Raw genomic sequence first — 23,921 nt, forward strand, 5'->3', positions numbered from 1 at the left:
CGGATGCGGTCGCCGCTCCCTCCGGCGACCGCATCCGGTCTCGTCAAATCAGTTCGGAACGCCTGCCTTCTGGTCGCCCACGGGCGGGAAGGCGCTGTTCACCTGGACGCCGTTGAGAAGATCGAGCGCCAGGTTGAGCTGGGCGTCGTCCTTGGGGTCCGGCGGGACATAGGCCTGGCTGCCGGATTCTTCCTCGCCGTCGCCCTCGCCGGCAAGGTGACCGCGCAGGCCGGCCTCGCCCTTGGTTTCGGCCCGGCCGAGCAGTTCCTCGGGCAGTTCTTGCAGGAGCTCGATGTCCGGCGTGATGCCCTTGGCCTGGATCGACACGCCCGACGGGGTGTAGTAGCGCGCCGTGGTCAGCCGGATCGCGCCATTGGCGCCGAGCGGCACGATGGTCTGCACCGACCCCTTGCCGAAGGACCGCGTGCCGAGGATCGTCGCGCGCCGGTGGTCCTGAAGCGCGCCCGCCACGATCTCCGACGCCGAGGCCGAGCCGCCGTTGATCAGGACGATCACCGGATAACCTTCGGCGAGATCGCCGCCCCGGGCGTTGTAGCGCTGCGTCTCGTCGGCGTTGCGGCCGCGCGTCGACACGATCTCGCCGCGCTGCAGGAAGCCGTCGGACACGGCGATGGCCTGGTCGAGCAGCCCGCCGGGGTTGTTGCGCAGATCGAGCACGAAGCCCTTGATCTTGTCCTCGCCGATCGAGGCCTTCAGCGACTCGATGCTGTCGCGCACGCCGTCGAAGGTCTGTTCGTTGAACTGGGTGACGCGGATGTAGCCGACGTCGCCTTCCTCGCGGTGCCGCACGGACCGGATCTGGATGATGTCGCGCGTGATGGTGACCTTGACCGGCTCCGCCGCGCCCTCGCGCCGGATCGTCAGCTCGATGTCGGTGTCGACGGGGCCGCGCATGCGCTCGACCGCCTCCGACAGGGTCAGACCCTGCACCTGCTCGCCGTCGAGGTGGGTGATCAGGTCCCCGGCCAGCACGCCCGCCTGGAAGGCCGGCGTGTCGTCGATCGGCGTGACGACCTTGACCAGGCCGTCTTCCATCGTGACCTCGATGCCGAGCCCGCCGAACTCGCCGCGCGTCTGCACCTGCATGTCGCGGAAGTGCTTGGGCGACAGATAGCTCGAATGCGGGTCGAGCGAACTGAGCATGCCGTTGATCGCCGACTCGATCAGCGCGGCGTCGTCCGGCATCTCCACGTAGTCGGAGCGCACGCGCTCGAACACGTCGCCGAACAGGTTGAGCTGCCGATACGTGTCGGAGGCGGCCGCATTGGCGACGCCGCTCACCCGCACGGGCATTTGCGACAGGGCGGTAACGGTTGCGGCGCCGATGAGGGCGCCGACCAGTACAAGGGAAGCTTTCCGAATCATCCGCGAACCTTCTCGTCTTCGGGCCGACCCCACCAGGGTGTGGGATCGATCGAGATGCCGTCCTTCCTAAATTCAACATAGAGCACCGGTTGCGGTGCTGCGAGGTCGAGTGTCGCGGCGCTGGCAACCCGGGTTTCCCCCATTGCCGCCACCGGTTCGCCCGCGAGAACGAACTGACCCTGCTCGACGCTGGTACGCGCCATGCCGGCAAGAAGGATATGATATCCGTCGCCGGCGTTGAGGATCAAGACTTCGCCGTAGGAGCGGAACGGACCGGCATAGACCACCCAGCCGTCCGCCGGTGCCGTGACCTGCGCCCCGGTGCGCGTCGCGATGGAGCGCCCGCGCGTCGTTCCGCCAAACCCGTCGTCCACACCGAAATCGCGCAGCACCGTTCCGGCGACCGGTTGGGTCAGCCGACCCTTGGCCTCGGCGAAGGCGATGGCCGGGGCGAGCCGGCCCGGATCGCGGAACGGATCGGCGGGGGCGACCCCGTCGCGGCGCGCGGCGGTGGCCGCCCGTGCGGCCTCTGCCGCCTCCCGCGCGCTTGCGATCTCGCGTTCCAGCGTGGCGATCAGATCCTTCAGCGTCTCGGCTTCGCCGGCCAGCTTTTCGGAGCGCGCGCGCTCCTCGGCCAGCTGCGCTTCGCTTTTTTCGCGCTCCTGCCGCTTGGAGGCGACCAGCAGTTCCACCCGCGCGCGCTCCTCGTTGAGCCGGCGCGTGTCGGCAACCAGACGGTCGCGTTCGGCGGCGATGGAAATCCGAAGCTGGCGCAGATTGGACAGATCGCCCGCAAGCGCCCGCGCCTCGAGGTGGATGTCCGGCATCACGGCGTTCAGGAGCAGCGCGCTGCGCACGGCGCCGAGCGCGTCCTGCGGGCGCACCGCGAGCGCGGGCGGCGGCCGCTTGCCGATGCGCTGCAGCGCGGCGAGCACTTCCGCCAGCACGTCCTGTCGTTCGGCCAGTGAGGCTTGCACCGCGTCCTCGTTCCGTCCCAGCCGCTGCAACCGCTTTTCGGTTGCCGCCAGCTGCTCCTCCAGGGTGGTCACCCGCTGCGCCGTGCGCAACAGGGCCGCGTTGAGTGCCTTCCGATCCCGCTCGATCGAGCGGATCTCCCGCTCGATCTCCTGCTGCCTCTCCTCGGAGAGACTGAGGTCGCGGGTCAGCGTGTCGAGTTCCGCCTCGCGTTCGGCCTTGCGCGCGGCAAGGCCCGTGTCGTCCTTGTCCGTCGTCGCGGCGCCTGCGGTCGTGTCGCCTGCCTGTGCGGCCGCCTGCGATGCGGCGGATCCGCTGTCCGGCTGCGCCACGGCCGGCGCCTGCGCACTTCCGACCGCCAGACCCAGATGGCCGGCGACGACAGCGCTGAGAAGGAGGAGTCTCGTTCGCATGTTCCTCGGCCGGATGTCGCGCGTGATCCGCTCTGCCAGGTCGACTCCGCCAGGTCCGCCCTGCCAAATCCGCCCTGCCAAGTCCGCCCTGCCAAGTCCGCCTGAGCGGTCTCCGCAGGCGTCGTTTGTCCGTGCGCCACGAGAGATGTCGGAGGGGTTCGTTCCGCCGTCCCGCTCCGCTGTCTCGTTCCGAACGTCTTTCCTGGCGGTTCGCCCGTCCTTGCGGGTCGCCGGTTCCGTCTCCGGCCGTTTCAGGCCCGTACCGACCATCACTCGCCCGTACCCGATACTCGTGACGCATTGACGCCCAAGTATGGCCCGGTCGCGTTAACGAACCGTCAACCCTAACGAGGAATGAATGCCTCTCCTTCTCCCTTGACCATCGTCGCTACAGGGAAAATGGGGCGGAATACGGGCAGGTCGAGGGAGGCGCTGCGTCAAGCCCGCCGGCGCGACGATCCGGCGCGGGCGCGGTCACGCGTTCGGAGCTGCCGTGCGACCCCGCTCCGGCGCTGCGAGCGGCGCCGGAGTTGGACACCAGACCTGGATATCAGACTGGGAGACCAGACTGGGAGATCGGGCGCGGTGATTCAGGCCCGGTGATAGGGGTGGCCGCTGAGGATCGTGATCGCGCGGTAGATCTGCTCGGCCACCAGGGCCCGCACGACCTGGTGCGGAAAGGTCATCGGGCCGAGCGACAGGGTCGAGCGGGCCGCCGCCAGCACGGCCGCGCCATGGCCGTCCGCCCCGCCGATGAGGAAGGCGAGATCCTGGACACCGGTGTCGCGCAAGGCGGCGAGATCGTCGGCGAAGGCTGCGCTTGCCCGGGTCTTGCCGGTCTCGTCGAGCGCCAGCACGACCGTTCCCGCCGGCAGGGCGTCGAGAAGGGCGCGCGCCTCCTCCGCCTTGCGGTCGTCGGCCCGCGCGGCGCGCGATTCAGGCCGCTCGATCACGCTCAAGGGCCCGAGCGCGACCCCGCGCCCCGCCTTGGCGATGCGCTCCGCGTAGCGCTCGAACAAGGCGCGTTCCGGTCCGGTCTTGAGTCGGCCGATGCAGCCGATATGGATCCGCATGGGGTCCTGCAGTGTTTTGGAGGCAAGGGTTCTGGGGCAAGGGCCTTGGAGGCGAGCGTCATGGGCGCGGAGCCGGTCAGCGGGGCACGCGCCGCCCCATCACGCAAGCGACACGCGTCGTCGCGGACCTGAGATCGGTGTGGTCCGGGCGTGACCGGCAGATGGCCCAATCCCGCCCGACCCGGCCGGAAGGCCGACCGGGAGAGGGACTGTCGGGCGCGCGCCCCGTCCGGGGCGCGCGGTCGCGCCGGCTCAGCCGGCGTAGTGGACCGGCGCGCTGTCGTCCACCGACCACATCTTCTCGATGTTGTAGAAGGCGCGCACCTCCGGACGGAAGACGTGAACGATCACGTCGCCGGCGTCGATGAGCACCCAGTCGCACTGGGGAAGCCCTTCCACGCGCGCGCCGCCGTGTCCCGCGTCCTTCAGGTCGCGCAGCAGATGGTCGGCGATGGCGCCCACATGCCTGTGCGACCGGCCCGACGCGACGACGACCATATCGGCCATCGGGGACTTGCCGCTGATGTCGATGGAGACGATGTCCTCGGCCTTGGAATCGGACAGGGAGGCCAGGACGGTTTCGCGCAGGTCCGCACGCGCAAGCGTGCCGGTTGCGCCGGGGTGAGGAGCGGTCATCGCCGTCCCCTCGGGTTCAAAGGTCATGCTCAGACGGATTGCCTTTCGTAGCGTGTGCAGCCCAGTTTGCATTCAGCCCAGTTTGCATTCATGGGCCCGCGGACGGCGGGACCCGACCTTGCGGTCGAAGAGTGCTGTCCGCGACTCCCCTCCCTGACGTTAAGATAAGCCCTGCCGCCTTGCATTTTCAAGACATCGCCGCAAGACGCCCTGGCCGGGGCCTGCAACGGGCCTCTGGCGGGGCGTTACAGGCCTGACAAGGAAGCGCCACCGGGGGCGTCACCTGGGACACGGGGCGTCACCACCGCCCGTTCGCCGCCCGCAGCGCGGTGGAGGAAGTGGGGTCGCGCGGGGCATGCAGGAAGGTCCAGGCCGGCGCGGCGGCCCTGGCAAGCGCTCCGGCCTGTTCCTCGGGCCAGCGCGCGCGGGCGAAGGTCTGCGCCGTGGGCGACCACAGCGCGGAGAGCGTCGCGCCCGGCCGGTCGACGACGACCACAGGCACCTGGCGCATGATGCTCCGCCAGTCCTGCCAGCGATGGAAGGTGGCGAGATTGTCCGCCCCCATGATCCACACGAAGGACACCTGCGGGCGCCGGGTCGCCAGCCGCGTGATCGTGCGGGCGCTGTAGGGGCTGCCAAGCCGGGCCTCGAGCGCCGTCACCCGCATGCGCGGATGGGCGGCGAAATGCTCCACGGCGGCCAGCCGGTCGCCGAGCGGGGCGAGGTTGCCGTGATCCTTGAGCGGATTGCCGGGCGTCACCATCCACCAGACCTGATCGAGGCCGAGGCGTTTCAGCGCCACCTCGGCGACGAGCCGATGGCCCGAATGCGGCGGATTGAACGACCCGCCGAACAGGCCGACCGTCTGGCCGGGCTCCGCATGCGGGATCCGCAGATACCGCCGGGGCGTGGTCTCCCGGGGCTCGTCGGTCATGGCGCGGGGCGGCGCCGGGACAAGCGCGTGCGATGCGAAGGACGGCGCATTCAGGGCCGGACCTGTCCGGTGCCGCGCACGCGGTACTTGAAGCTGGTCAGCTGTTCCAGCCCCACCGGCCCGCGCGCATGCATCCGCCCCGTCGCGATGCCGATCTCCGCGCCCATGCCGAACTCGCCGCCATCGGCGAATTGCGTGGAGGCATTATGCGTGAGAATGGCCGAATCGACGTTTGCGAAGAACCGTTCGGCCGCCGCCGGATCGTCGGTGACGATGCCGTCGGTGTGATGGGAGCCATACGTTTCGATATGCTCGATGGCCGCGTCGAGATCGTCGACGATGCGGATCGCCAGGATCGCGTCGAGATACTCGGTGCGCCAGTCGTCCTCCGTGGCCGCCACGGCCTCGGGAATGCGGGCGCAGACCTCCGCGTCGCCGCGCAACGCGCAGCCGCGCGCCAGCAGTGCCTCGCAGATCGGCGCCAGATGCGTGTCGGCGACCGCGCGGTCCACCAGCAGCGTTTCCAGCGCGCCGCAGATGCCCGTGCGCCGCATCTTGGCGTTGGCGACGATCTCCACCGCCATGTCCTTGTCGGCCGCCTTGTCGATCACCAGATGGCACAGGCCTTCGAGATGGGCGAAGACCGGCACGCGCGCTTCCGTTTGCACGCGCGCGACAAGGCTCTTGCCGCCGCGCGGCACGATGACATCGAGCCCGCCGTCGAGGCCGGCGAGCATCTCGCCGACGGCGGCGCGGTCGGTCACCGGCACGATCTGGATCGCGTCCTCCGGCAGGCTGGCCGCCGCGAGCCCGCGCGCGAGCGCGGCGTGGATCGCGCGGTTAGAGCGGATCGTGTCGGAGCCACCGCGCAGGATCACGGCATTGCCCGCCTTCAGGCAGAGCGCGCCGGCATCGGCGGTCACGTTGGGCCGGCTTTCGTAGATGACGCCAATGACGCCGAGCGGCGTGCGCACGCGCTCGATCCTGAGGCCGTTCGGCCGCTCCCATTCGGCGATCACCGCGCCGACCGGATCGGGCAGCTCGGCAATCGCCTCGAGCCCCTTTGCGATCGCCTCGATGCGTTCGGCGTCAAGCGTGCCGCGGTCGAGATAGGCCGCCGTCTGACCGTTTTCGGTCATCGCGCGCACGTCCTCGGCGTTGGCGGCCAGGATCTCGTCGGTCGCGGCGCGCACCGCCGCCGCCATTTCGGCGAGCGCGGCATCCTTGCGCGCGCGCGGTGCCGTGGCGAGCCGGCGGGCCGCCGCCCGCGCCCGCGTTCCCATCGCCCGCATCAGCGCCGTGATATCGTTGTCGTCGCCGTGACGGGCGTCCGTTTCGACCCGCTCAAGCATCGTCGCTCACTCCCTGTTGCGTCGCCGCGTCCGCGCCGGACGCCGGCCGCGCCGGTCCGTCGCCGGTCTGCCCGCTTAGCACGAGATCGTCCCGATGGACCATCTCCGCGCGTCCCGCATAGCCGAGGATCGCCTCGATCTCCCGGCTGTTGCGGCCCATGATCATCCGCGCTTCCGGGTGGTCGTAGGCGACCAGCCCGCGCCCTATGTCGCGCCCCTGCGTGTCGAGCAGACGCACCGCGTCGCCGCGCGCGAAGCTGCCCGCCACGGCGCGCACGCCGGCCGGCAGCAGGCTGCGCCCGGCCCGCACCGCGCGGATCGCGCCGGCGTCCAGCGTCAGCGCGCCGCGCGGCTCCAGATGCCCGCCGATCCAGGCCTTGCGCGCCGTCGCCGGCGTCGCGCGCGCCCGGAACCAGGTGGCGCGTCCGCCCGTCTCGATGGCCGCAAGCGGATTGAGCCGCTTGCCGGATGCAATGGCCATTTCCGTGCCCGCGTCGGTGGCGATCCTTGCCGCGTCGATCTTGGTGCGCATGCCGCCGCGCGACAGTTCCGAACCCGCCGCGCCGGCCATTGCCTCGATCTCCGGCGTGATCGCCGGCACCTCGGGCAGGAACACCGCATTGGGGTCCTGCGCGGGCGGCGCGGTGTAGAGCCCGTCGACGTCGGACAGCAGCACCAGACAATCGGCGCTTGCCATGGTGGCGACCCGCGCCGCCAGCCGGTCGTTGTCGCCGTAGCGGATTTCCGAGGTCGCCACCGTGTCGTTCTCGTTGACGATGGGCACGGCGCCGAGCTTGAGAAGGGTGGCGATGGTCTCGCGCGCGTTGAGATAGCGGCGGCGCTCTTCCGTGTCGCCGAGCGTCAGCAGGATCTGGCCGGCGGTGAGCCCGTGCGCGCCGAGCGCCTCCGCATAGGCCTGGGCGAGGGCCACCTGACCCACCGACGCGGCCGCCTGCGCCTGTTCCAGCTTCAACGCGCCGCGCGGCAGGCCGAGCACGCCGCGCCCCAGCGCGATGGCGCCCGACGACACCACGATCACCTCGCAGCCGGCGCGCGTGAGCATGGCGAGGTCGTCGCAAAGCCCCGCCAGCCAGTCGCGCTTGAGCGTGCCGTCGGCGACCAGAAGCGCCGATCCGATCTTGACGACGACCCGCGAAAACCGGGTCAGCCGGCCGCGGGTCTCGCTTGTGTGCGCCTGAGCGTCGGCCTGCACGTCGGTCAGGGTCTGGGCCATGGTCGCCTCCCGCCGCCTCAGGGTTGCCAGGGCTCTTCGGGGGCGGCGGGAACCGTGTTGGCCTCCTCCGCGCGTTCCGCGTCGATGGCGCGGATCAGCATGCGCTGGATGAGGTCGACGTTCTCGCCGCTCGCCGAGGACAGGAGGACAGGCTTCTGCCCGCAGGCGGCTTCCAGGTTCTCAGCCTTCTCCGCGCGCAAATCGTCGCTCAGCGCGTCGACCTTGGACAGGGCGACGATCTCCGGCTTGTCGGTGAGCCCGTGACCGTAGGCCGCAAGTTCGCCGCGCACCACGCGGTAGGCCTCGCCCGGGTCTTCCTGCGTCGCATCGACCAGATGCAGCAGCGCGCGCGTGCGCTCCACATGACCGAGGAACCGGTCGCCGAGCCCGACACCTTCGTGCGCGCCCTCGATCAGGCCGGGAATGTCGGCCAGCACGAAGCCGCGCCCGTCGATTTCCACGACCCCGAGATTGGGATGCAGCGTGGTGAAAGGATAATCGGCGATCTTCGGCCGGGCGGCCGACACGGCGGCCAGAAAGGTGGACTTGCCGGCGTTCGGCAGGCCGACCAGGCCGGCATCGGCGATCAGCTTCAGCCGCAGCCAGATCCACTTCTCCTCGCCGGGAAGGCCGGGATTGGCATGGCGCGGCGCCTGATTGGTCGACGACTTGAAATGCGCGTTGCCGAAGCCGCCGTTGCCGCCCTTGAGCAGCAGGACCTTCTGCCCGACCTCGGTGAGATCGGCGAGCACCGTCTCGTTGTCGTCTTCCAGGATCTCCGTGCCCACGGGCACGCGCAGCACCACGTCCGCGCCCTTGGCGCCGGTGCGGTTGCGGCCCATGCCGTGGGTGCCGGTCTTCGCCTTGTAGTGCTGGTGGTAGCGGAAATCGATCAGCGTGTTGAGCCCGTCGACGCACTCCACATAGACGTCGCCGCCGCGTCCGCCGTCGCCGCCGTCCGGCCCGCCGTACTCGATGTACTTCTCGCGCCGGAAGGAGACCGCCCCGGCACCGCCGTCGCCGGAGCGCACGTAGATCTTGGCCTGGTCGAGGAATTTCATCTTGCGTGTCGCCTTTCCTGGCGCGAAGTCGGCATGGGGGCTGGAGACAGGCCAATAGCCGATCTCGCGGCATTCGTCCAATGGCGCGGGCGTCCACTGGCGCGGGTGTCCAGTCGCGCGCGTCCGTCAGTGCGCGCGCGGCCGCGCCGGGTCCGCTCCCGCGCGGCGGTCGCGCGCCGCCGCCTGGAACCTGGGGCGGTCGCAGATCAGCAGCACATTGTCCACCTCTCTGCCGAGCGGTCGTGCGAAGCGCCGCATGTGCCCGGTCTCGACGAAGCCGAGGCGGGCGAGCAGCCGGCGCGAGCGGTGATTGTCGGCGAAGACCCGGGCGCCGATCCGCGTGCAGTCATGCGCCTCGAAGGCCCAGGCCAGGGCCGCCGTCGCGGCTTCCGTGGCATAGCCGAAGCCCTGAAACGGCTGGCCGAGCCAGTAGCCGAGCGTCGGAAGCTCCGGCGCGCTTGCGAGATCGCCCGGCGCCGTGACGCTTACGCAGCCGATCACCGGCCCGCCGAGCGTGACCGCGAAGACGGCCTCCTCCGCGAGCGGATCGCTGGCGACCGCGCGGGCGATCACGGCCTCCGCGTCGCCCTCCCGGTAGGGCCACGCGGGGCTCGTCAGCCAGCGCGCGACCTCGAACGCCCGCCCGCACAGCGAGGCGAAGGCCTCCGCGTCGCCCGGACGCGGCGGGCGCAGATCGAGCCGCCGCGTCGCGAGTGCGGGCGCGGTCATGACGCCTGCCCCCAGCGCTTGAGCGCGGTCCAGGTGCTGCGGTCGAGCGCGAAATGGTCGACCGACACCGCACCGCCCGCGCCGCGCGAGTGGATCATGCCTTGCTCGACGAACTGGAACCCGCATTTGACCAGCACCCGCCGCGAGGCCGGATTGGTGATGCGCGCGCCCGCCGTCAGCCGGGTGAGGGGCGTTGCGGAGAACACGAAGTCGATCATCGACTGGGCGGCCTCGGTCGCCAGTCCCTGGCCCCAGAAGGGCTCGCCCAGCCAGTAGCCGAGATGCACCGGCCCGTCCTCGTCCAGCGCGCCATAGCCGATGGCGCCGATGAAGCGGCCGGTCGACTTCATCCGGATCGCGAATTTGGCGCGCGTCGGCGTGCGCTGGGCCGCCCGGGCGATCAGCGCGCGGCCGTCGTCGATGGAGAAGGGATGGGGCATGGTCGCGACCATGGTCGCGATCCGGCGGTTGTTGGCCAGCGCCACGATATCGGCGAGGTCGTCCGGGCGCGGGGCGTCGAGCCGCAGCCGCGCGGTGGCCTGCGGCAGCACCGCCGCGCCCAGACTGTCTTCGTCCAGGGAATCCTCGAGATCGGCAACCATGATGTCCTCCGGCAGATCAGTGATGCGACAAAGAAAAAGGGGAGATGGCGGCCCATCTCCCCTGATCCGTCGCGATCGTGCCGGTTTTCTCAAACCGCCGGGTCGATGGGACGCCGGCGGTCTGGTGTGGACACGTCGGCGTTACTCTGCTGCGTCTACGAGTGGCGTCACGGTGATATACGTGCGCTTGTTGGCCTTGTTCTCGAAGGTCACCTTGCCTTCGATCTTGGCGAAGATCGTGTGATCCTTGCCCATGCCGACGCCCGTTCCCGGATGCCACTTCGTGCCGCGCTGGCGCGCGATGATATTGCCCGGAATGACGAGCTCGCCGCCGAACTTCTTGATGCCGAGACGGCGACCCGCGGAATCGCGACCGTTGCGCGACGAACCGCCTGCTTTCTTATGTGCCATGACGAAACTCCTCGTCCGTAACCTGTGACCTGACGTGTGACCCGGGCGTTATTCCGCCGCCAGGTCCTTCGCCTGCTGAACCCAGTTGTCGCGCTCGATGCGGCCCTTGAAGGACAGCGCGTCGTCGACGCGGGCAATGTCCTCCGCCGTGAAGGCGGCGACCTGCGCGTAGGTGGTGATGCCGAGCGCGTTGAGCTTCTTCTCGAGCACCGGGCCGACGCCGGAAATCTTCTTCAGGTCGTCCGCGGCCCCGTCCGGCGCGGTGAACAGGACCGGGAGATCGGCCTCGGCCTCGGCGGCCGGCGCGCTCTCGGCCGTATCCGCCTTCGCGGCGGCCGGCTTGGCGGCCGTCTTCGAGGGCTTGGCGCCGTTGGTCAGGATCTCGGTGATCCGGACCTCGGTCAGGCTCTGGCGGTGGCCGTTGCGGCGGCGCGAATTCTGGCGGCGGCGCTTCTTGAAGATGATGATCTTGCGCGTGCGGCCCTGCTCGACCACTTCGCCCACGACGCTGGCGCCCTCGACGGTCGGCGCGCCGATCATGGTGTCGGTCTCGCCGCCCACCATCAGCACGTCCTCGAACGTCACGGTGTCGCCGGCCTCGCCCGCGAGCTTCTCGATCTTGATGACGTCATCCTGGGCGACGCGGTACTGCTTGCCGCCCGTCTTGATCACTGCGAACATGTCTCGCACGTCCTTCTTTTCGTTTTCGATGGCGACCGGAGGTCATCCGGCCGGCTTGCGACGCACCCTGTGGCGTCCCGTGCGCAGGTCCTGGCGCGGGACTTTGACGACCCCCGCGTGTGCGGGATCGAACGGGCCGGCCCTCGGATCTCCGCGCGATATCCGCAAGGGATGTCGCGGTGCGATCCGGTGGCGACCCGTCTCGCCGTTTGTCGATCATCCAACGTCAAGAGCGCGGCGCAGGGCCGGGCGTATTGGCGTGAACGAAAACGGCGGAAAGCCTCGGGCAACGAAAATGGGGACGCACTGGTCCCCACGCGAAGCGTGCGCGACTATACCCATCGCGCGCGCAAAGTCAACGCGGCGCGGGTGGGGCGAGAGAGGAGGCGAAACGGGGGCGACGCCAAGCGCGATTGGTCGACCGCTGCGCACGGCTGGCGAGGGCCTTCATGAGCTATTCGGTTTCTCGGGATGAGGCGGAACAACACGGGACGAAGACGAAGTAGGGAACGTGCAGGATTACGATGAGGGCGCGGGGAAGGGCGACGCGGGTTGCCGCGCGGGCCGTGCCGGTCTTGCGTCGGGTGGGGGTGGAAAATTTCGCGTGCCCCCTTGTCCGATGCGCCGCACTTCGATATGACACGCGCCACGTCCGGACCACGACCCTGACGTTTCGCGGAGAGGTGCCGGAGTGGTCGAACGGGGCGGTCTCGAAAACCGTTGAGCGCGCAAGCGTTCCGAGGGTTCGAATCCCTCTCTCTCCGCCATTCTTCATTTTCGCGCCGCCTTCGGGCTTCGCTCCAGTCGGGGCCTCGCGTCAGTTCGGACGGCCCCTCGGCGTGCTAACCCGTCGGGTTCGGACCTCCTCCTGGAAGCCCCTGCAGTTTTTGGCCTATGACAGGTTCGCATCGCTCAACGTCTTCGCGTGAGCCGTTCGACCGGCCGTGCTCGCCTGGGTGCCTTGCGACGCTTTCAGTGCTCTTCGTTTGCGCGCCGCTGGGCTTCCAGAGCGGCTCGCGACGATCAGGTCCAATCGCGAGTTGGTCGAGGCCGGGCGTCGACTGTCCAGTCTCGGATTGGCTCTTCATAGACTGGAGCGTCGGTTCCAGCGCGCGGTAACCAATTTCAACTCGTCCGGTTGCCAGCATCGCTCTGGAAATTCCTGACGATCCGACGCAAGTTCACGTAAAGGTGAACCTGGAACAGGCCGGTTGCAAAAAGAAGTAATGAGCTCGTTTCGTATCCGTTGTAGATGAAATTTCCAATACTTAACAGAATGAATAGTATTCCGACGAAAGGTGATTTCGGGCGGAAGGGGTCGTCTTTTTTGTCGTTGGCGTCGTCGTCGCCCGCGTCCATATCGCAAGGTCCTGCGTTTTCTCCGCGTCACACGACAGCGACCGGTTTTCGGCGACAGAATGGGGTTGGCATGCATCGTCGTGGCGCGCATGCGATGAGCCGGAACTCTGCAGCATATTGCATGAGTTGTATCTGGTGAGCAATTCAGGCGATGAGAGGGGGACGGCGCGTAAGCGCCATGGTGGGCCCCGGAAGTGGGGCCGGATCGGGCGTTCTTGTGCGCCTTTCGCGGTGGGACTCCCTTGTCCGATCCGGAATGACTTGCGAAGTCCGTGCAATCGGAGCGCGGCGCTTTGGCCGAGGCTCGGCGACGGTTTCCGACCTTGCGCTCACGAGACGGGACCCGTGGCTCCGCCGCGCGGCAAGCGATGTGTCTCCCTATGCGAAAAAATCTGCCGCTAATCCGGATCGTTTAGAATCCTGGTCGAGATCCGCAAAAAAAACAGACCCAAGCCAGTCAATAATATTAAATCAACAAAATCTTTCTGAATCAGAAATAAAATAAAAGAAAATATAATACCAGATATACTATAAATTCTGAGCAATCGAGATGCTTCGATGTTCTTTATTCTCTCGATCTCGGCCTTGTCATCCTTCCCGGGCTTGTCATCCATGTGGAGAGTTTCCGCGACCGCTCAGGCTGCACCTCCGGAGCCCGGATCTCGGTCGTCCGCAGACGCGCGGCGTGGGCTCCCGGCGCGCCAGTTTCACAAACACACAGCGAAGCCTATATCAAAAGTTGCGTCCCGGGTGAAATTCTTGTCGATTTCCGGTGGCTGCGTATGTTGGCGCGCGGCCGGCGAGCCGGGACGACGGGGGTCTTCGCGGTGGGCGAGGCGCCCCGAGGAGAACGCCCCGCCTGTGCCCGGCCTCTTTGCCGTCAGGTCGGCATCGGCGCGTTTGCCGGATGCCGGCCAGCCTCTTGCCTCGGCTCCGGGTCTCATCCCTCGGCCCGGAGTGTCTCCGCTACGCCGTCTTCACGTGCGGCAGTCGAAATAGCCACGGTACCCGGCGGAGAGGCCCTCGTCGAGCCTGAGGCGCAGGTCGGCATCGACCCGGTCGTCCTGCCCGCCGCGCGGCAGCGCGGCCTTGTCCACCGCCCGCAGCTGGAGCGTCAGATCGGCCGACGCGAAGTCACGCGTCGCTTCGGACGTGCCGTTCGACGACACACGCACCAGATCGCCGCTGATCTTGATCAGCCCCGCCGCGGCATCCTGCGCGTCGCCGATGGCGAAAACCGGCGGGCTGTCCTCGGTGTAGCGAAACACGCAGTCGGGCCCGTTCGGGAAGAGCTGGTCGATGTCCTCGTCTGTCATGAACTGCGGATCGAGGGGGGCGATCTCGGCCGTGGACAGGGCCTGCGCCAGCGGCACGAGCGCGGCCGGCTCGGCCTGCGGGCGTTCCTCTTCGTCGCCCGAGGCGCCAATATCCGCGATCAGGTAGCGCATCTCGGCGATCTCCTTGTCCTGCGCATAGATGATCTCGTCCGCCAGCTTGCGGACGCGCGGATCGGAGATATTGGCGCGCGAGGACGTCATGATCGCAATCGAGTGATGCGGGATCATCGCGCGCATGTAGGAGCGGTCGCCGACGGTCTCCTGGCTGCGGACCAGCCAGAGCGCGGCGCCGAACACCGCGATCGCACCGATGAAGATCGCCACATTCATCCACCGGCTGCAGTACATGGACAGCATGTAGGCGAGCATGATGACGGCCATGGTCGCGCCCATCACCAAAGCCATCCAGGCGCGTGTCTCCGACCAGAAGACGTGGGAGACCAGATAGGTGTTGAGGTACATCAGCCCGAACATCACGACGGTCGATGTGGCAATCATTGCAAGAAAACGGCCGTAACTCATGGAAGCCTCCTTTTCGTTCCGCTCCCGAACAACGAGCTTCCAGCGCTGGAGGGTTCCAAGTGCGAAAGGATTTTTGACCGTCCACCCGGCGGAAGATCTTTTTTGAGCCGCAGAAAGTGTCCCGATGAACCACGGTCGCGCGTCGGACCCGCGCGGCGTCGGCATCTCGCCGGCGGCGCAGAGAGCGATGTCGAGTTCGGCAATGCGCGCCCCGCTCCGGTGGCGCTCCGCAGCCGCTGTCAGACGCGGCCAGGGGCTGATCGCGAGTGCGGACGGACCCGAGGAGGGCTCGCGGCCGGACACGGGCCGCGAGCCGCCTCGCTCCGCGTCTGCGAGGGCTCCGGCGCGCCGGCCTCCCCGCGCCGGATGACGGCGTCGCCCCCTACCTCGGCTCGAAGCGGTTGAGCGGGATCTTCAGGTAGGCGTTTCCGTCGGTCTCTGCTTCCGGCAGGCGACCGCCGCGAATGTTCACCTGAAGAGCGGCGAGCATCAGTTTCGGCAGGGGCAGCGTCGCGTCGCGGGCGTCGCGCACCGCCCGGTAGTCGGCGCGCGAGGGGGCGTCCTTCCAGTGGATGTTGGCCGCCTTGTGTTCGGCCACCGTCGCCTCGCAGCGCGCCGCGCGCCCGGGCGCATAGTCGTGGCCGACGAAGACGCGCGTGTCGTCCGGCAGCGACAGGATCGCCGCGATGCTGTCGTAGAGCGCATCGGAGCTGCCGCCGGGAAAATCCGCGCGCGACGTGCCGCTGTCGGGCATCATCAGCGTGTCGTGCACGAAGGCGGCCCGCCCGGCCTCGGAACCCGCGACATAGGTGATGGACGCCAGCGTATGCCCCGGCGAAAACATCACCGTGACGGGGATATTGCCGACCATGAAGCGTTCGCCGTCGGCGAAGAGCCGGTCCCACTGGCTGCCGTCGACGGGGAAATCGGCGGGCAGATTGTAGAGCTTCTGCCACAGCGCCTGAACGCCGACGACCTTCTCGCCAATCGCCGTCGGCGCGCCGGTCTGGTCCTTCAGCCACTGCGCGGCGGAGAAATGGTCGGCATGCGGATGCGTGTCGAGGATCCAGACCAACTCTATGCCCGTCTCGCGGACATAGGCCAGCAGACGCTCGGCGTTGGCCGTCGAGGTCGCGCCGGACCGGGGGTCGAAATCGAGGACCGGATCGACGATGGCACCCTTCATGGTCTCGGGATCGTGGAAGACGTACTGCCAGCTTCCGGTGGCGTCGTCCCAGAACGGTTTGACGATCGGGCTCGTCATCTGAACCTCCTTGTGGTCGGGTCAGGGATGGGAACGGGATCGGCGGGCCCTTTCGGGTCCGCCGTGGCGTTGTTTGCGGCACGGGCCGGCGATGGCGCCGGCACCCGATGCCGGGCGCGCGAACGCGGGCCGGACGCCAGCGTCAGAGGGCGCGGGTGGAGAAATACCAGTCGACCGTGTTGTAGCCCTCGCCTGCGCGGGCCTGCGCGGCCTCTGGCGTCGCCGGGGTCGGCACGATCACCTCGTCGCCCGGCTTCCAGTTTTCCGGCATGGCGCAGGCGTGCTCGTCCGCCGTTTGCAGGGCCACCAGAAGGCGATGGATCTCGTCGATCGACCGGCCCGCGTTCATCGGGTAGTAGACCATGGCGCGCAGCACGCCCTCGGGGTCGATGATGAAGGTCGCGCGCACCGCCGCCGTGTCGGAGGCGCCGGGCTGGATCATGCCGTAGGCCTGGGCGACGGCCATGTTCAGGTCGGCGATGATCGGGAAGCGCACGTCCACGCCGAACTTCTCCTTGATGTTCAACACCCACGCGATGTGGGCGTAGTGGCTGTCGATGGAAAGCCCCAGCAACTCGGTGTTGCGCGCGGCGAACTCGTCATGGCGCCTGGCGAAGGCGATGAACTCCGTGGTGCAGACCGGCGTGAAATCCGCCGGATGCGAGAACAGGATCAGCCACTTGCCGCGATAATCCTCGAGCGTCTTGCGGCCATGGGTGGTCGGCGCGTCGAAGGCGGGAGCCGCTTCGTTCAGGCGCGGGCCGGGGGTGCGGATGTCGTCGCTCATCGGTGTCGTCCTTGTCGTCGTCGTTTCGATGGCCAAGGGATAGCAAACCGGTATATATAGGAGAAAATGAATTAATCTGTCAGAATGATAGGAAATCTCGATAAATGATCACGCTGCGCCAGCTCCACTTTCTGACGGCCGTGGCCGACACGCTGAATTTCTCGCGGGCGGCGGAGCGGTGCTTCGTGACCCAACCCACCTTGAGCGGCGGTATCAAGGAGCTGGAGGACCGGCTCGGCGTTCGGCTGATTGAGCGCACGCGGCGCAGCGTCCTGCTCACGCCGCTCGGCGAGGAGATCGTCGCCCGCGGCCGGCGCCTGCTGCTGGAGGCGGAAGAGATCGAGGCGATCGCCCGGGCGCATCGCAATCCCTTCGAGGGCGACCTGAAGCTCGGCGCCATCCCGACCATCGGCCCCTATCTGCTGCCCCGCGCGCTGCCTTCGATCCGCGAGACCCTGCCAGGCCTGCGGGTCTATCTGCGCGAGGAAATCACCGAGAGCCTGATCGAGGGGCTGAACGCCGGACGGCTCGATCTGGTGCTGATCGCCCTGCCGTTCGAGACGGGCGCGCTGGAGCTGATGCCGCTGTTTCAGGACGGCTACCATCTCGCCGCGCCGGCCGACTGGCCGGTCTCCGACGGGGCGCGGGCCTTGAGCGAGAGCGGGCAGCTCATGCTGCTGGAAAAGGGCCACTGCCTGCAGCGCCACGCGCTGGAGGCCTACCCCGGGCGCATCCGCGAAAGCGAGGACCGCTTCGCCGCGACCAGCCTGACGACGCTGATCGCCATGGTGGCGGAGGGGCTGGGGATCACGCTCCTGCCCGATCTGGCGGTGAAGGCCGGCGTCGTCGGGTCCGCCGACATCCGCCTCACCCCGCTGCCCGACGCCTGCCCGCGCCGCGTCGTTCTGGCCTGGCGACCGGGCTCCGCCCGCGCCGAGGTGTTCCACAAGCTCGGCGATCTGTTGCGGGACCAGGCGGCGGCGATGTGAGGCCCCGCCCCTTCAAAAGGCGCTGAGGCGGCGGGTGGTTTCGGGGTCGAGAAAACCGGTGACGGTGGCGTCGGTTTCCAGCGCGAGCGCGCGGTGCAGGTCGGGCACGGCGGCCGCGTTGAGCACGCGCTTCATGGCGCGCACGGACAGGGGCGGCAGGTCCGCGAGGCGACGGGCGGTGTCTTGCGCGGTTGCCATCAGGTCCGCGTCGTCGACCACCTTCCAGGCGACGCCGAGCCGGGCGAGTTCCTCAGCGTCGTAGCGCTCCCCGAAGGTCAGCATCTCGCGCGCCTTCATCAGTCCGACGAGCGCCGGCAGCAGCGCCGTCACCGCGCCGGTCACGAAGAGGTTGAGCGACACCTCCGGGAAGAAGCCGCGCGCCGAGCGCGCCCAGATCGGAAAGTCGCAGTTGATCGCCCATTCGAAGCCGCCGCCGACGGCCCAGCCGTTGATCGCGCCGACGACCGGCTTGGGGCCGAGCATGATCGCGTGGGTCGCGCGCTGGATCGCCAGCACCAGATCGCGGGCGTCCTCTTCCGTTTCCGGATGGACATGCTCGCATCGGTCGTCGCCGGCGCAAAACGCCTTGCCGGCCCCGGTGAAGACGATGGCGCGCGTGGCCCGGTCGGCATTGGCGTCCTCGAAGGCGCGGGCCACGTCGTCGATCAGCGCCCGGTTCATGGCGTTGAGGCTTTCGGGCCGGTTCAGCGTGATGGTGCGCACGCCATGGTCGTCGCGCGTGCTCAGCACGGTGGCATAGGTGATGTCGCGTGTGTCGCTCATGTGTGGCTCCGGATGACGCGTCGGGTCTTGCCCTCGTTCGGCGGCAGGGCGCCATGCGGCACCAGCCGCACGGTGGCACTGGCCCCGAGCGCGGTCTTGATCGCACGCGCGACGCGCTCTGCCAGATCGCCGGGATCGCGCGTGTCGCGGGCGAGTTCCGCCGTGACGGGCAGCGTGTCGTAGGGCGGCGGGGTGTCGAGCGGGATGCGGTATTCGCCCGAGAGGTCGTCGAAGGAGGCGATGACGGCGGCGACCATGGAGGGAAAGAGGTTCAGCCCCCGCACCACCACCATGTCGTCGGAGCGCCCGACGACGCGGAAGCGGAAGCCGGTGCGCCCGCAGGCGCAAGGCTCGGTCGCATCCACGGCGATGATGTCGCCGGTGCGAAAGCGCACCAGCGGCTGACAGTCGCGCGCCAGATGGGTGAGCACCAGTTCGCCCGTTTGCCCCGCCTCCAGCGGCAGCGGGGCGGCGCTGTCCGGGTCGATCAGTTCGGGGTGCAGCACGTCGCCGGCGAGGAAATGCAACCGCGTGTCATGCGGGCATTCGGCCGCGAAATTCGAGAACACGTCGGAGACGCCGTAGTTGGCATTGCGCGGTTGCAGGCCCCAGACCCGGGCGATCCGGTCGCGGAAGGCGGGATCGTCGAGGCCCGGCTCGCCGCCGAAAAGCCCGAGCTTCAGGCCGAGATCGCGGGGGCTGAGGCCGGGGAACTTCTCCGCGATGACGCGCTCCAGCACGGCCGGATAGGAGGGTGTGCAGGAGATCGCGTCGATGCCCACCTCCAGGATCGTGCGGACGAGAAGCTCGGTCGCGCCGACGCCGAAGGGCACCACCAGGGCGCCGGTCGCCTGCAGGGTCATGTGGTCGGTGAGCCCGCCCATCCACATCTGATAATTCAGACAATGCACGACCGTGTGATCCGCCGTCAGGCCGGCGGCGGCATGCGCGCGCCCGCCCACGGTCTCGGTGATGGCGCAGTCGCGCGCCGACAGGGCCAGGTTCATCGCCTGACCCGTCGTGCCGGAGGTGCGGTGCAGGCGCACGGCCGCCGCGCGCGGGGCGGCGAGATAATCGCCGAAGGGCGGATGCTCACCTTGCGCGCGGCGCAACTGGCTCTTGTCGCTCAAGGGCAGCTCGGCGAGGTCGCGCAGATCCTCGGGCGGGGCGCGCCCCTGCCACAGATTCGCATAGAAGGCGGAATTTTCCTGCACATGCCGACGCTGGGTCTGCCAGGCCGCCTGTTTGTGCGCGTCGAGTTCCGGCCCCGACAGTCGGTCGCCGTCGTCGAGACATGTCATGGCTTCATCCCCCGGTCCCAGATCAGGCTGAGCGTTTCGATCACCGCGTCGGGATCGCGCGAGACCGCCTCCAGACCGGGGTCGCCGGACAGGTAGAGGCTGGCGAAATACTGGTCGACCATCCCGCCGAGCGCATAGGCGCGGCGATAAAGCTCGGCATCGGCGATGGCGTCGGCGCGCCCCGCGCGCGCCAGCCGTCGCCGGGTCGCCACGACGACGGTCTCGACCCAGGCGCGGTTGAGATCGTGAAAGGCGGCGCGCGCGTCCGGAAAACCGTCCAGATGGTGGATCAGGCAGCGCATGAGCCCGCGATTGTGCGCGAAGAGCGCGGCATAGGCGGCCGTCGCGGCGCGCACGGGATCCGTCGGGCCAGCCCGGCCGGCGCGGCGCATGGCGACCTGCACATGGGCGACGAAGCCGTCCAACAGCTCCGCGAGCAACACCGTCTTGTCGGCGAAATGAATGTAGAAGGTGCCATGCGCGATGCCGGCGGCCGCGCAGATCCGCGACACGGTGAGATCCTGCGGCGTCACACTGTCGAGCAGGGTGCAGGCCGTGCTCATGATGTGCGCCCGCGTCCGCGCGCCCTTCGGCTGCCCGGCGGCTTGACGCGTCAGCGTCTCGCCATAGGCGGGCGAGCCGGTGGCGGACCCGGTGTTTTCGGAGGCTGTTTCGCGCCCGGCAATTCCGGAGCCGGCCTCGGGCCCGGCGGACGGATGCGGTGCCTTGCGCGCCTCTTCGGCGCTGGACGCGTCGATCGTGCGGGGGGCGATGCGTCTGGGTGTCATGCCGGCCTTTCGATACGGGTCCGGACGCAGCGATCAGCGCCGTGCCCGTGGGTCTCTAAATAAAACTGACATCAGTTTCATGTTTGAAGGGCGGCCTGTCAAGGCCGCTGGGGTCAAGGTCTGCGGGGCGGAGACGGTGGCGTGCTGGGCGGGCGGTGTAGCGCGCGGTGATGCGGTGTGGCGCGGTACGCCGCAGAGCAGCGCAGAGAAGCACGGGGCGGGGTCGTGCGGCACGAGGCGGTGTGGCGCGGGGCGGTTGAGTGCAGGGCGATGCGGGGCAGCCGGACGCATGCAGTGCCGTGCGGGGGGTGCGAGGCGGACGTATGCGGAGGCATGCGGGCTGAGAGGGCGGGCTCGGTGAGTGCGTTGGCGAGGGGGTAGGGCGAGGGGCGGAGACGCGCAGGTCCGGTGAGTGGGCATGAGAGCGCGCCGGTCGAGCGGGTATGCCCGGCACGCTGGCTGGGCTGGCGAGGCGGGTGGGGCGTGGGCAAGACAGTCCGAGCGGCGGCGCGGGAGAAAGCTGACCGGTCGGTGAGCCAGTGTCGCCGGCTTGCGGGCGGGGTCTCGGGGCTCTGGCTCCGGCGCGGCCGGGCGGCTGGCGGTCCGGAAGGGCCACGGTGGCCGCGCCGGCGTCCGCCCTCTGTCTGCGATGGTTCGATGTATTCGAAGTTTTATTTGTAATACCGTATGGACAACGTAATTCTACCTATTACCTTCGTGGGGGTCGGTTTGTGCCACGGCGCGGGCCGATGAGAAAACGCAAATCCGGGACCCGCAGGGGTGTCCGGATCCGGGGGTGGCAAGATCCCGGGCCCGTCGGGCGGTTGCCGGTCGGGATGGCTGCGGACACATTGGAGGAGACACCATGGACGATCGGGAGTTCGATCTAGAACCTGCCCTGCGCGAGGTCCCGGAGCGGGACGCCGGGTCCGAGCGGGATGCGGAGCCGCGGGACAGCGGCCGGCGGGGCTTCCTGAAGGCGGCCGGAATCGCGGCTTTGGGAACGGCGGTGGCCGTGCCCTTCGCGCGTTTCTTTCCCGAAGGGCTTCAGCCCGTCGGGCTGGCGCATGCGCAAGGCGCAGACATGGACGCCTATGCGTTCAAGGACCAGCTGACCCTGCTCAACGACCGGCCGATCAACGCGGAGACGGCCGCGCATCTGCTGGACGACCGGGTCACGCCGGCAAACCGTCTGTTCATCCGCAACAACGGGAACGTTCCGGAGCATGCGCTGGAGGGCGACGCCTCGGGCTGGACGCTCACCGTCGACGGCGAGGTCGACACGCCGCTCGAACTGACCCTCGACGATCTCAAGTCCAACTTCGAGACCGTGACACGCCAGCTCGTGCTGGAATGCGGCGGCAACGGCCGCGCGTTCTTCGTGCCGGGGGCTTCGGGCAACCAGTGGACCACCGGCGCCGTCGGCTGTCCGGAGTGGACGGGCGTGCGCATGCGCGACGTGCTGAATGCCGCCGGCGTGAAGCCGAGCGCCGTCTACACCGGGCACTACGGCAACGACCCGCATCTGTCCGGCGACCCGGACAAGGTGCCGATCTCGCGCGGCGTTCCCATCGAGAAGGCGCTGGAGGAAGACGCGCTGATCGCCTGGGCGATGAACGGCGAGGATCTGCCGCCGATCCACGGCTTCCCGCTGCGTACGGTGGTGCCGGGCTATCCGGGCTCGGCCTCGCAGAAGTGGCTGACGCGCATCTGGGTGCGTGACCAGGTCCACGACGGGCCGAAGATGGGCGGCTATTCCTACCGCCTGCCGGCCTATCCAGTGGCGCCGGGCACCGAGGTGCCGGAGGACGACATGGTGGTGATGACCACCATGCCGGTGAAGTCGCTGATCACCAGCCCGGCGACCGGCACCCAGCTCGGCGGCCGTATCGTCGAGGTGCGCGGGCATGCCTGGGCCGACGGCGACGTGGCGAGCGTGCATGTGTCGCACGACTTCGGCCAGACCTGGCAGGAGGCGGAGCTGGAAAAGCCGGTCAACCGCTACGCCTGGCAGCATTTCACCGCGCGCATCCCGCTGCCGCAGGCCGGCTACTACGAGATCTGGGCGCGGGCGACCGATACGCAGGGCCGCACCCAGCCGGTCACGACGCCGGGCTGGAACCCGCGTGGCTACGGCAACAACATGGTGCATCGGATCGCCGTTCTGGCGAGCTGAGGCGCGCGGGGCGCGCGTCTTCAGGGTCCCCTCGCGCCGCGCCCCGGCGCGGGGGGCTTCGCGGACGCCTGCCGCCCGCCAGATCCCTGCACCCTCCACAAACCACCAACGAAAACCCGTTGTCTCCAACCCAGGATCCCGCGCAGCGTCGCGGGACAGCCGACCGGGGGAATGAATGAGACTGCCGATACGACATGCCGCCGCCTCCAGCCTGCTGGCGGCCTTTCTTGCGCTGTCCGGCGTCGCGCTGGGCGTCGCGCCGGCCCAGGCGCAGTCGGTGCCCGACCCGATGCAGACGCCCAATCCGATGATGCCCAATCCGGGGCAGCCCATGAGCCCGATGAGCGTCGCGCCGATGCAGCCGCTCGGCGGCCTGGCCGGGCAGCCGGAGACCGGCGTCGTGCGCGATCCCGAATTCGGGAACCTGCCGGTTTCGCCGGGCATGGAAGACACCTTCTACGCCTGCACCGCCTGCCATTCGGCGCAGACCTTCGCGCAGATGCGCCTGACCGACGAACGCTGGGCCTATCTCTGGGACTGGATGATCAAGGAGCAGGGCATGCCGGACTACGGCGAGGACATGCGCGAGACGATCCTCGCCTATCTCACCCAGCATTTTTCGTCCGAGCGCTAGGATCGGGGGACGGCGGTCTGTCTCTGCAAAACTGAAAAGCCGCGCGTCGGCTGTCCGGCGCGCGGCTTTTGCGGGAAGGCGACGGCGGGTCGATCCGATGTCGATCGACCCGCGACCCGGCTCAGTCGTCGTCGCGGTAGGGCAGGGGCTCGCCCGTGACCGGATGGAAGTAGCCTTCGACCTTCATGCCGTTGGCGTCGATCATCTCCACGTCGTAGGCGCCGCGCTCCACCTCGATCTCGCGGATCTTGTAGCCCTGGGCCTCCAGCTTCGCGCTGAGATCGGCAATGCTCATCCATTCCGCGCGCGGCGGGACATTGGTCAGCTGCCGGCCGTCGTCGGAGGCCTGGGCGCCGATGGCGAAGAGGCCGGCACCGGTGGCGAGCGCGGCGGTCACGATCAGAATGCGTTTCATGTCAGTGTCTCCTGTGCAAGGCCGCGTCGTCTGCCGCGGCGATGGCAACGGGTATGCGCCATTGCCGCTGACGCGGGCC

The 23,921-nt window shown here is 68.7% G+C and carries 23 protein-coding genes and 1 tRNA gene; 4 read left to right on the forward strand and 20 right to left on the reverse strand.

Annotation, left to right across the window (positions count from 1 at the left end; genetic code table 11):
• Positions 1-48 precede the first annotated feature (48 nt).
• The 12 genes from ABL312_RS19740 to ABL312_RS19795 all read right to left on the reverse strand — a co-directional run bounded on the left by ABL312_RS19740 (position 49) and on the right by ABL312_RS19795 (position 11,487).
• Positions 49-1,386, reverse strand: a complete 1,338-nt coding sequence (locus tag ABL312_RS19740; protein ID WP_349359103.1) for a S41 family peptidase — start codon at positions 1,384-1,386, stop codon at positions 49-51.
• Entirely contained in the window at positions 1,383-2,774 is a 1,392-nt protein-coding gene (locus tag ABL312_RS19745; protein ID WP_349359104.1) for a peptidoglycan DD-metalloendopeptidase family protein, read from the reverse strand. The genes ABL312_RS19740 and ABL312_RS19745 overlap by 4 nt, the downstream gene beginning before the upstream one ends.
• Before the next feature lie 590 nt (positions 2,775-3,364).
• Positions 3,365-3,847, reverse strand: a complete 483-nt coding sequence (gene rlmH / locus ABL312_RS19750) for a 23S rRNA (pseudouridine(1915)-N(3))-methyltransferase RlmH (protein ID WP_349359105.1) — start codon at positions 3,845-3,847, stop codon at positions 3,365-3,367.
• A 252-nt stretch (positions 3,848-4,099) separates the two neighbouring features.
• Positions 4,100-4,483 carry a ribosome silencing factor gene (gene rsfS, locus ABL312_RS19755; RefSeq protein WP_349359106.1) on the reverse strand — a complete coding sequence of 128 codons (384 nt, stop codon included), beginning with the start codon at positions 4,481-4,483 and terminating at the stop codon, positions 4,100-4,102.
• 298 nt (positions 4,484-4,781) lie between these two features.
• On the reverse strand, positions 4,782-5,417 hold the full coding sequence (locus ABL312_RS19760; protein WP_349359107.1) for a nicotinate-nucleotide adenylyltransferase: 636 nt from the start codon (positions 5,415-5,417) through the stop codon (positions 4,782-4,784).
• A 50-nt stretch (positions 5,418-5,467) separates the two neighbouring features.
• Positions 5,468-6,769, reverse strand: a complete 1,302-nt coding sequence (locus tag ABL312_RS19765; RefSeq protein ID WP_349359108.1) for a glutamate-5-semialdehyde dehydrogenase — start codon at positions 6,767-6,769, stop codon at positions 5,468-5,470.
• Positions 6,762-8,003, reverse strand: coding sequence for a glutamate 5-kinase (proB, locus tag ABL312_RS19770; protein WP_349359109.1), 1,242 nt, complete (start codon positions 8,001-8,003; stop codon positions 6,762-6,764). Before proB ends, ABL312_RS19765 begins: the two co-directional genes overlap by 8 nt.
• Positions 8,004-8,020: 17 nt before the next feature.
• A complete protein-coding gene (gene obgE / locus ABL312_RS19775) occupies positions 8,021-9,064 on the reverse strand; it encodes a GTPase ObgE (protein ID WP_349359110.1) in 1,044 nt (347 codons plus the stop codon).
• Between the two features lie 126 nt (positions 9,065-9,190).
• On the reverse strand, positions 9,191-9,793 hold the full coding sequence (locus ABL312_RS19780) for a GNAT family N-acetyltransferase (RefSeq protein ID WP_349359111.1): 603 nt from the start codon (positions 9,791-9,793) through the stop codon (positions 9,191-9,193).
• Complete coding sequence (locus ABL312_RS19785) at positions 9,790-10,395, reverse strand: GNAT family N-acetyltransferase (protein WP_349359112.1); 606 nt, start codon at positions 10,393-10,395, stop codon at positions 9,790-9,792. The genes ABL312_RS19780 and ABL312_RS19785 overlap by 4 nt, the downstream gene beginning before the upstream one ends.
• A 141-nt stretch (positions 10,396-10,536) precedes the next feature.
• The gene (rpmA, locus tag ABL312_RS19790; RefSeq protein ID WP_349359113.1) at positions 10,537-10,806 is read right to left on the reverse strand and encodes a 50S ribosomal protein L27; all 270 of its coding nucleotides are present in this window, start codon (positions 10,804-10,806) and stop codon (positions 10,537-10,539) included.
• A gap of 48 nt (positions 10,807-10,854) precedes the next feature.
• A complete protein-coding gene (locus tag ABL312_RS19795) occupies positions 10,855-11,487 on the reverse strand; it encodes a 50S ribosomal protein L21 (protein ID WP_349359114.1) in 633 nt (210 codons plus the stop codon).
• Between the two features lie 677 nt (positions 11,488-12,164).
• Here ABL312_RS19795 and ABL312_RS19800 point away from each other — a divergent pair.
• Positions 12,165-12,254, forward strand: a tRNA-Ser gene (locus ABL312_RS19800).
• Between the two features lie 358 nt (positions 12,255-12,612).
• Here ABL312_RS19800 and ABL312_RS19805 read toward each other — a convergent pair.
• The 4 genes from ABL312_RS19805 to ABL312_RS19820 all read right to left on the reverse strand — a co-directional run bounded on the left by ABL312_RS19805 (position 12,613) and on the right by ABL312_RS19820 (position 16,756).
• Positions 12,613-12,846: a hypothetical protein gene (locus tag ABL312_RS19805; protein ID WP_349359115.1), complete on the reverse strand. Its 234-nt coding sequence runs from the start codon at positions 12,844-12,846 to the stop codon at positions 12,613-12,615.
• A 977-nt stretch (positions 12,847-13,823) separates the two neighbouring features.
• Positions 13,824-14,705: a DUF305 domain-containing protein gene (locus ABL312_RS19810; RefSeq protein ID WP_349359116.1), complete on the reverse strand. Its 882-nt coding sequence runs from the start codon at positions 14,703-14,705 to the stop codon at positions 13,824-13,826.
• Between the two features lie 382 nt (positions 14,706-15,087).
• A complete protein-coding gene (locus ABL312_RS19815) occupies positions 15,088-15,969 on the reverse strand; it encodes an MBL fold metallo-hydrolase (RefSeq protein WP_349359117.1) in 882 nt (293 codons plus the stop codon).
• Between the two features lie 142 nt (positions 15,970-16,111).
• Positions 16,112-16,756, reverse strand: a complete 645-nt coding sequence (locus ABL312_RS19820) for a peroxiredoxin (RefSeq protein ID WP_349359118.1) — start codon at positions 16,754-16,756, stop codon at positions 16,112-16,114.
• A 104-nt stretch (positions 16,757-16,860) separates the two neighbouring features.
• Here ABL312_RS19820 and ABL312_RS19825 point away from each other — a divergent pair, with 104 nt between their 5' ends.
• A complete protein-coding gene (locus ABL312_RS19825) occupies positions 16,861-17,745 on the forward strand; it encodes a LysR substrate-binding domain-containing protein (protein ID WP_349359119.1) in 885 nt (294 codons plus the stop codon).
• 12 nt (positions 17,746-17,757) lie between these two features.
• On the opposite strand, the gene ABL312_RS19830 is transcribed toward ABL312_RS19825, so the two are convergent.
• Genes ABL312_RS19830 through ABL312_RS19840 form a run of 3 tightly spaced genes read right to left on the reverse strand, consistent with a single transcriptional unit; the run spans position 17,758 to position 20,617 of the window.
• Positions 17,758-18,528 carry an enoyl-CoA hydratase/isomerase family protein gene (locus ABL312_RS19830; protein WP_349359120.1) on the reverse strand — a complete coding sequence of 257 codons (771 nt, stop codon included), beginning with the start codon at positions 18,526-18,528 and terminating at the stop codon, positions 17,758-17,760.
• Positions 18,525-19,829, reverse strand: a complete 1,305-nt coding sequence (locus ABL312_RS19835) for a hypothetical protein (protein WP_349359121.1) — start codon at positions 19,827-19,829, stop codon at positions 18,525-18,527. Before ABL312_RS19835 ends, ABL312_RS19830 begins: the two co-directional genes overlap by 4 nt.
• On the reverse strand, positions 19,826-20,617 hold the full coding sequence (locus ABL312_RS19840) for a TetR/AcrR family transcriptional regulator (protein WP_349359122.1): 792 nt from the start codon (positions 20,615-20,617) through the stop codon (positions 19,826-19,828). The genes ABL312_RS19835 and ABL312_RS19840 overlap by 4 nt, the downstream gene beginning before the upstream one ends.
• An 865-nt stretch (positions 20,618-21,482) precedes the next feature.
• On the opposite strand from ABL312_RS19840, the gene ABL312_RS19845 reads away from it, so the two are divergent.
• Both ABL312_RS19845 and ABL312_RS19850 read left to right on the forward strand, forming a co-directional pair.
• A complete protein-coding gene (locus ABL312_RS19845) occupies positions 21,483-22,793 on the forward strand; it encodes a sulfite oxidase (RefSeq protein ID WP_349359123.1) in 1,311 nt (436 codons plus the stop codon).
• 175 nt (positions 22,794-22,968) lie between these two features.
• Positions 22,969-23,427, forward strand: a complete 459-nt coding sequence (locus tag ABL312_RS19850; RefSeq protein ID WP_349359124.1) for a hypothetical protein — start codon at positions 22,969-22,971, stop codon at positions 23,425-23,427.
• A 121-nt stretch (positions 23,428-23,548) separates the two neighbouring features.
• On the opposite strand, the gene ABL312_RS19855 is transcribed toward ABL312_RS19850, so the two are convergent.
• Positions 23,549-23,842, reverse strand: coding sequence for a PepSY domain-containing protein (locus tag ABL312_RS19855; RefSeq protein WP_349359125.1), 294 nt, complete (start codon positions 23,840-23,842; stop codon positions 23,549-23,551).
• Positions 23,843-23,921: the final 79 nt, after the last annotated feature.

The sequence above is a fragment of the Stappia sp. genome (genome assembly GCF_040110915.1).
Classification (GTDB): domain Bacteria; phylum Pseudomonadota; class Alphaproteobacteria; order Rhizobiales; family Stappiaceae; genus Stappia.

Excerpts from the sequence above, each read along its gene's own strand:
- ABL312_RS19825 (WP_349359119.1), top strand. The coding sequence starts at position 16,861 with ATGATCACGCTGCGCCAGCTCCACTTTCTGACGGCCGTGGCCGACACG.
- ABL312_RS19835 (WP_349359121.1), bottom strand. The coding sequence starts at position 19,829 with ATGACATGTCTCGACGACGGCGACCGACTGTCGGGGCCGGAACTCGAC.
- ABL312_RS19760 (WP_349359107.1), bottom strand. The coding sequence starts at position 5,417 with ATGACCGACGAGCCCCGGGAGACCACGCCCCGGCGGTATCTGCGGATC.
- ABL312_RS19845 (WP_349359123.1), top strand. The coding sequence starts at position 21,483 with ATGGACGATCGGGAGTTCGATCTAGAACCTGCCCTGCGCGAGGTCCCG.
- rpmA (WP_349359113.1), bottom strand. The coding sequence starts at position 10,806 with ATGGCACATAAGAAAGCAGGCGGTTCGTCGCGCAACGGTCGCGATTCC.
- ABL312_RS19745 (WP_349359104.1), bottom strand. The coding sequence starts at position 2,774 with ATGCGAACGAGACTCCTCCTTCTCAGCGCTGTCGTCGCCGGCCATCTG.
- ABL312_RS19765 (WP_349359108.1), bottom strand. The coding sequence starts at position 6,769 with ATGCTTGAGCGGGTCGAAACGGACGCCCGTCACGGCGACGACAACGAT.
- rlmH (WP_349359105.1), bottom strand. The coding sequence starts at position 3,847 with ATGCGGATCCATATCGGCTGCATCGGCCGACTCAAGACCGGACCGGAA.
- ABL312_RS19795 (WP_349359114.1), bottom strand. The coding sequence starts at position 11,487 with ATGTTCGCAGTGATCAAGACGGGCGGCAAGCAGTACCGCGTCGCCCAG.
- ABL312_RS19840 (WP_349359122.1), bottom strand. The coding sequence starts at position 20,617 with ATGACACCCAGACGCATCGCCCCCCGCACGATCGACGCGTCCAGCGCC.
- ABL312_RS19850 (WP_349359124.1), top strand. The coding sequence starts at position 22,969 with ATGAGACTGCCGATACGACATGCCGCCGCCTCCAGCCTGCTGGCGGCC.
- ABL312_RS19740 (WP_349359103.1), bottom strand. The coding sequence starts at position 1,386 with ATGATTCGGAAAGCTTCCCTTGTACTGGTCGGCGCCCTCATCGGCGCC.
- ABL312_RS19785 (WP_349359112.1), bottom strand. The coding sequence starts at position 10,395 with ATGGTTGCCGATCTCGAGGATTCCCTGGACGAAGACAGTCTGGGCGCG.
- ABL312_RS19805 (WP_349359115.1), bottom strand. The coding sequence starts at position 12,846 with ATGGACGCGGGCGACGACGACGCCAACGACAAAAAAGACGACCCCTTC.
- proB (WP_349359109.1), bottom strand. The coding sequence starts at position 8,003 with ATGGCCCAGACCCTGACCGACGTGCAGGCCGACGCTCAGGCGCACACA.
- ABL312_RS19855 (WP_349359125.1), bottom strand. The coding sequence starts at position 23,842 with ATGAAACGCATTCTGATCGTGACCGCCGCGCTCGCCACCGGTGCCGGC.
- ABL312_RS19820 (WP_349359118.1), bottom strand. The coding sequence starts at position 16,756 with ATGAGCGACGACATCCGCACCCCCGGCCCGCGCCTGAACGAAGCGGCT.
- ABL312_RS19810 (WP_349359116.1), bottom strand. The coding sequence starts at position 14,705 with ATGAGTTACGGCCGTTTTCTTGCAATGATTGCCACATCGACCGTCGTG.
- obgE (WP_349359110.1), bottom strand. The coding sequence starts at position 9,064 with ATGAAATTCCTCGACCAGGCCAAGATCTACGTGCGCTCCGGCGACGGC.
- ABL312_RS19780 (WP_349359111.1), bottom strand. The coding sequence starts at position 9,793 with ATGACCGCGCCCGCACTCGCGACGCGGCGGCTCGATCTGCGCCCGCCG.
- ABL312_RS19815 (WP_349359117.1), bottom strand. The coding sequence starts at position 15,969 with ATGACGAGCCCGATCGTCAAACCGTTCTGGGACGACGCCACCGGAAGC.
- rsfS (WP_349359106.1), bottom strand. The coding sequence starts at position 4,483 with ATGACCGCTCCTCACCCCGGCGCAACCGGCACGCTTGCGCGTGCGGAC.
- ABL312_RS19830 (WP_349359120.1), bottom strand. The coding sequence starts at position 18,528 with ATGAGCGACACACGCGACATCACCTATGCCACCGTGCTGAGCACGCGC.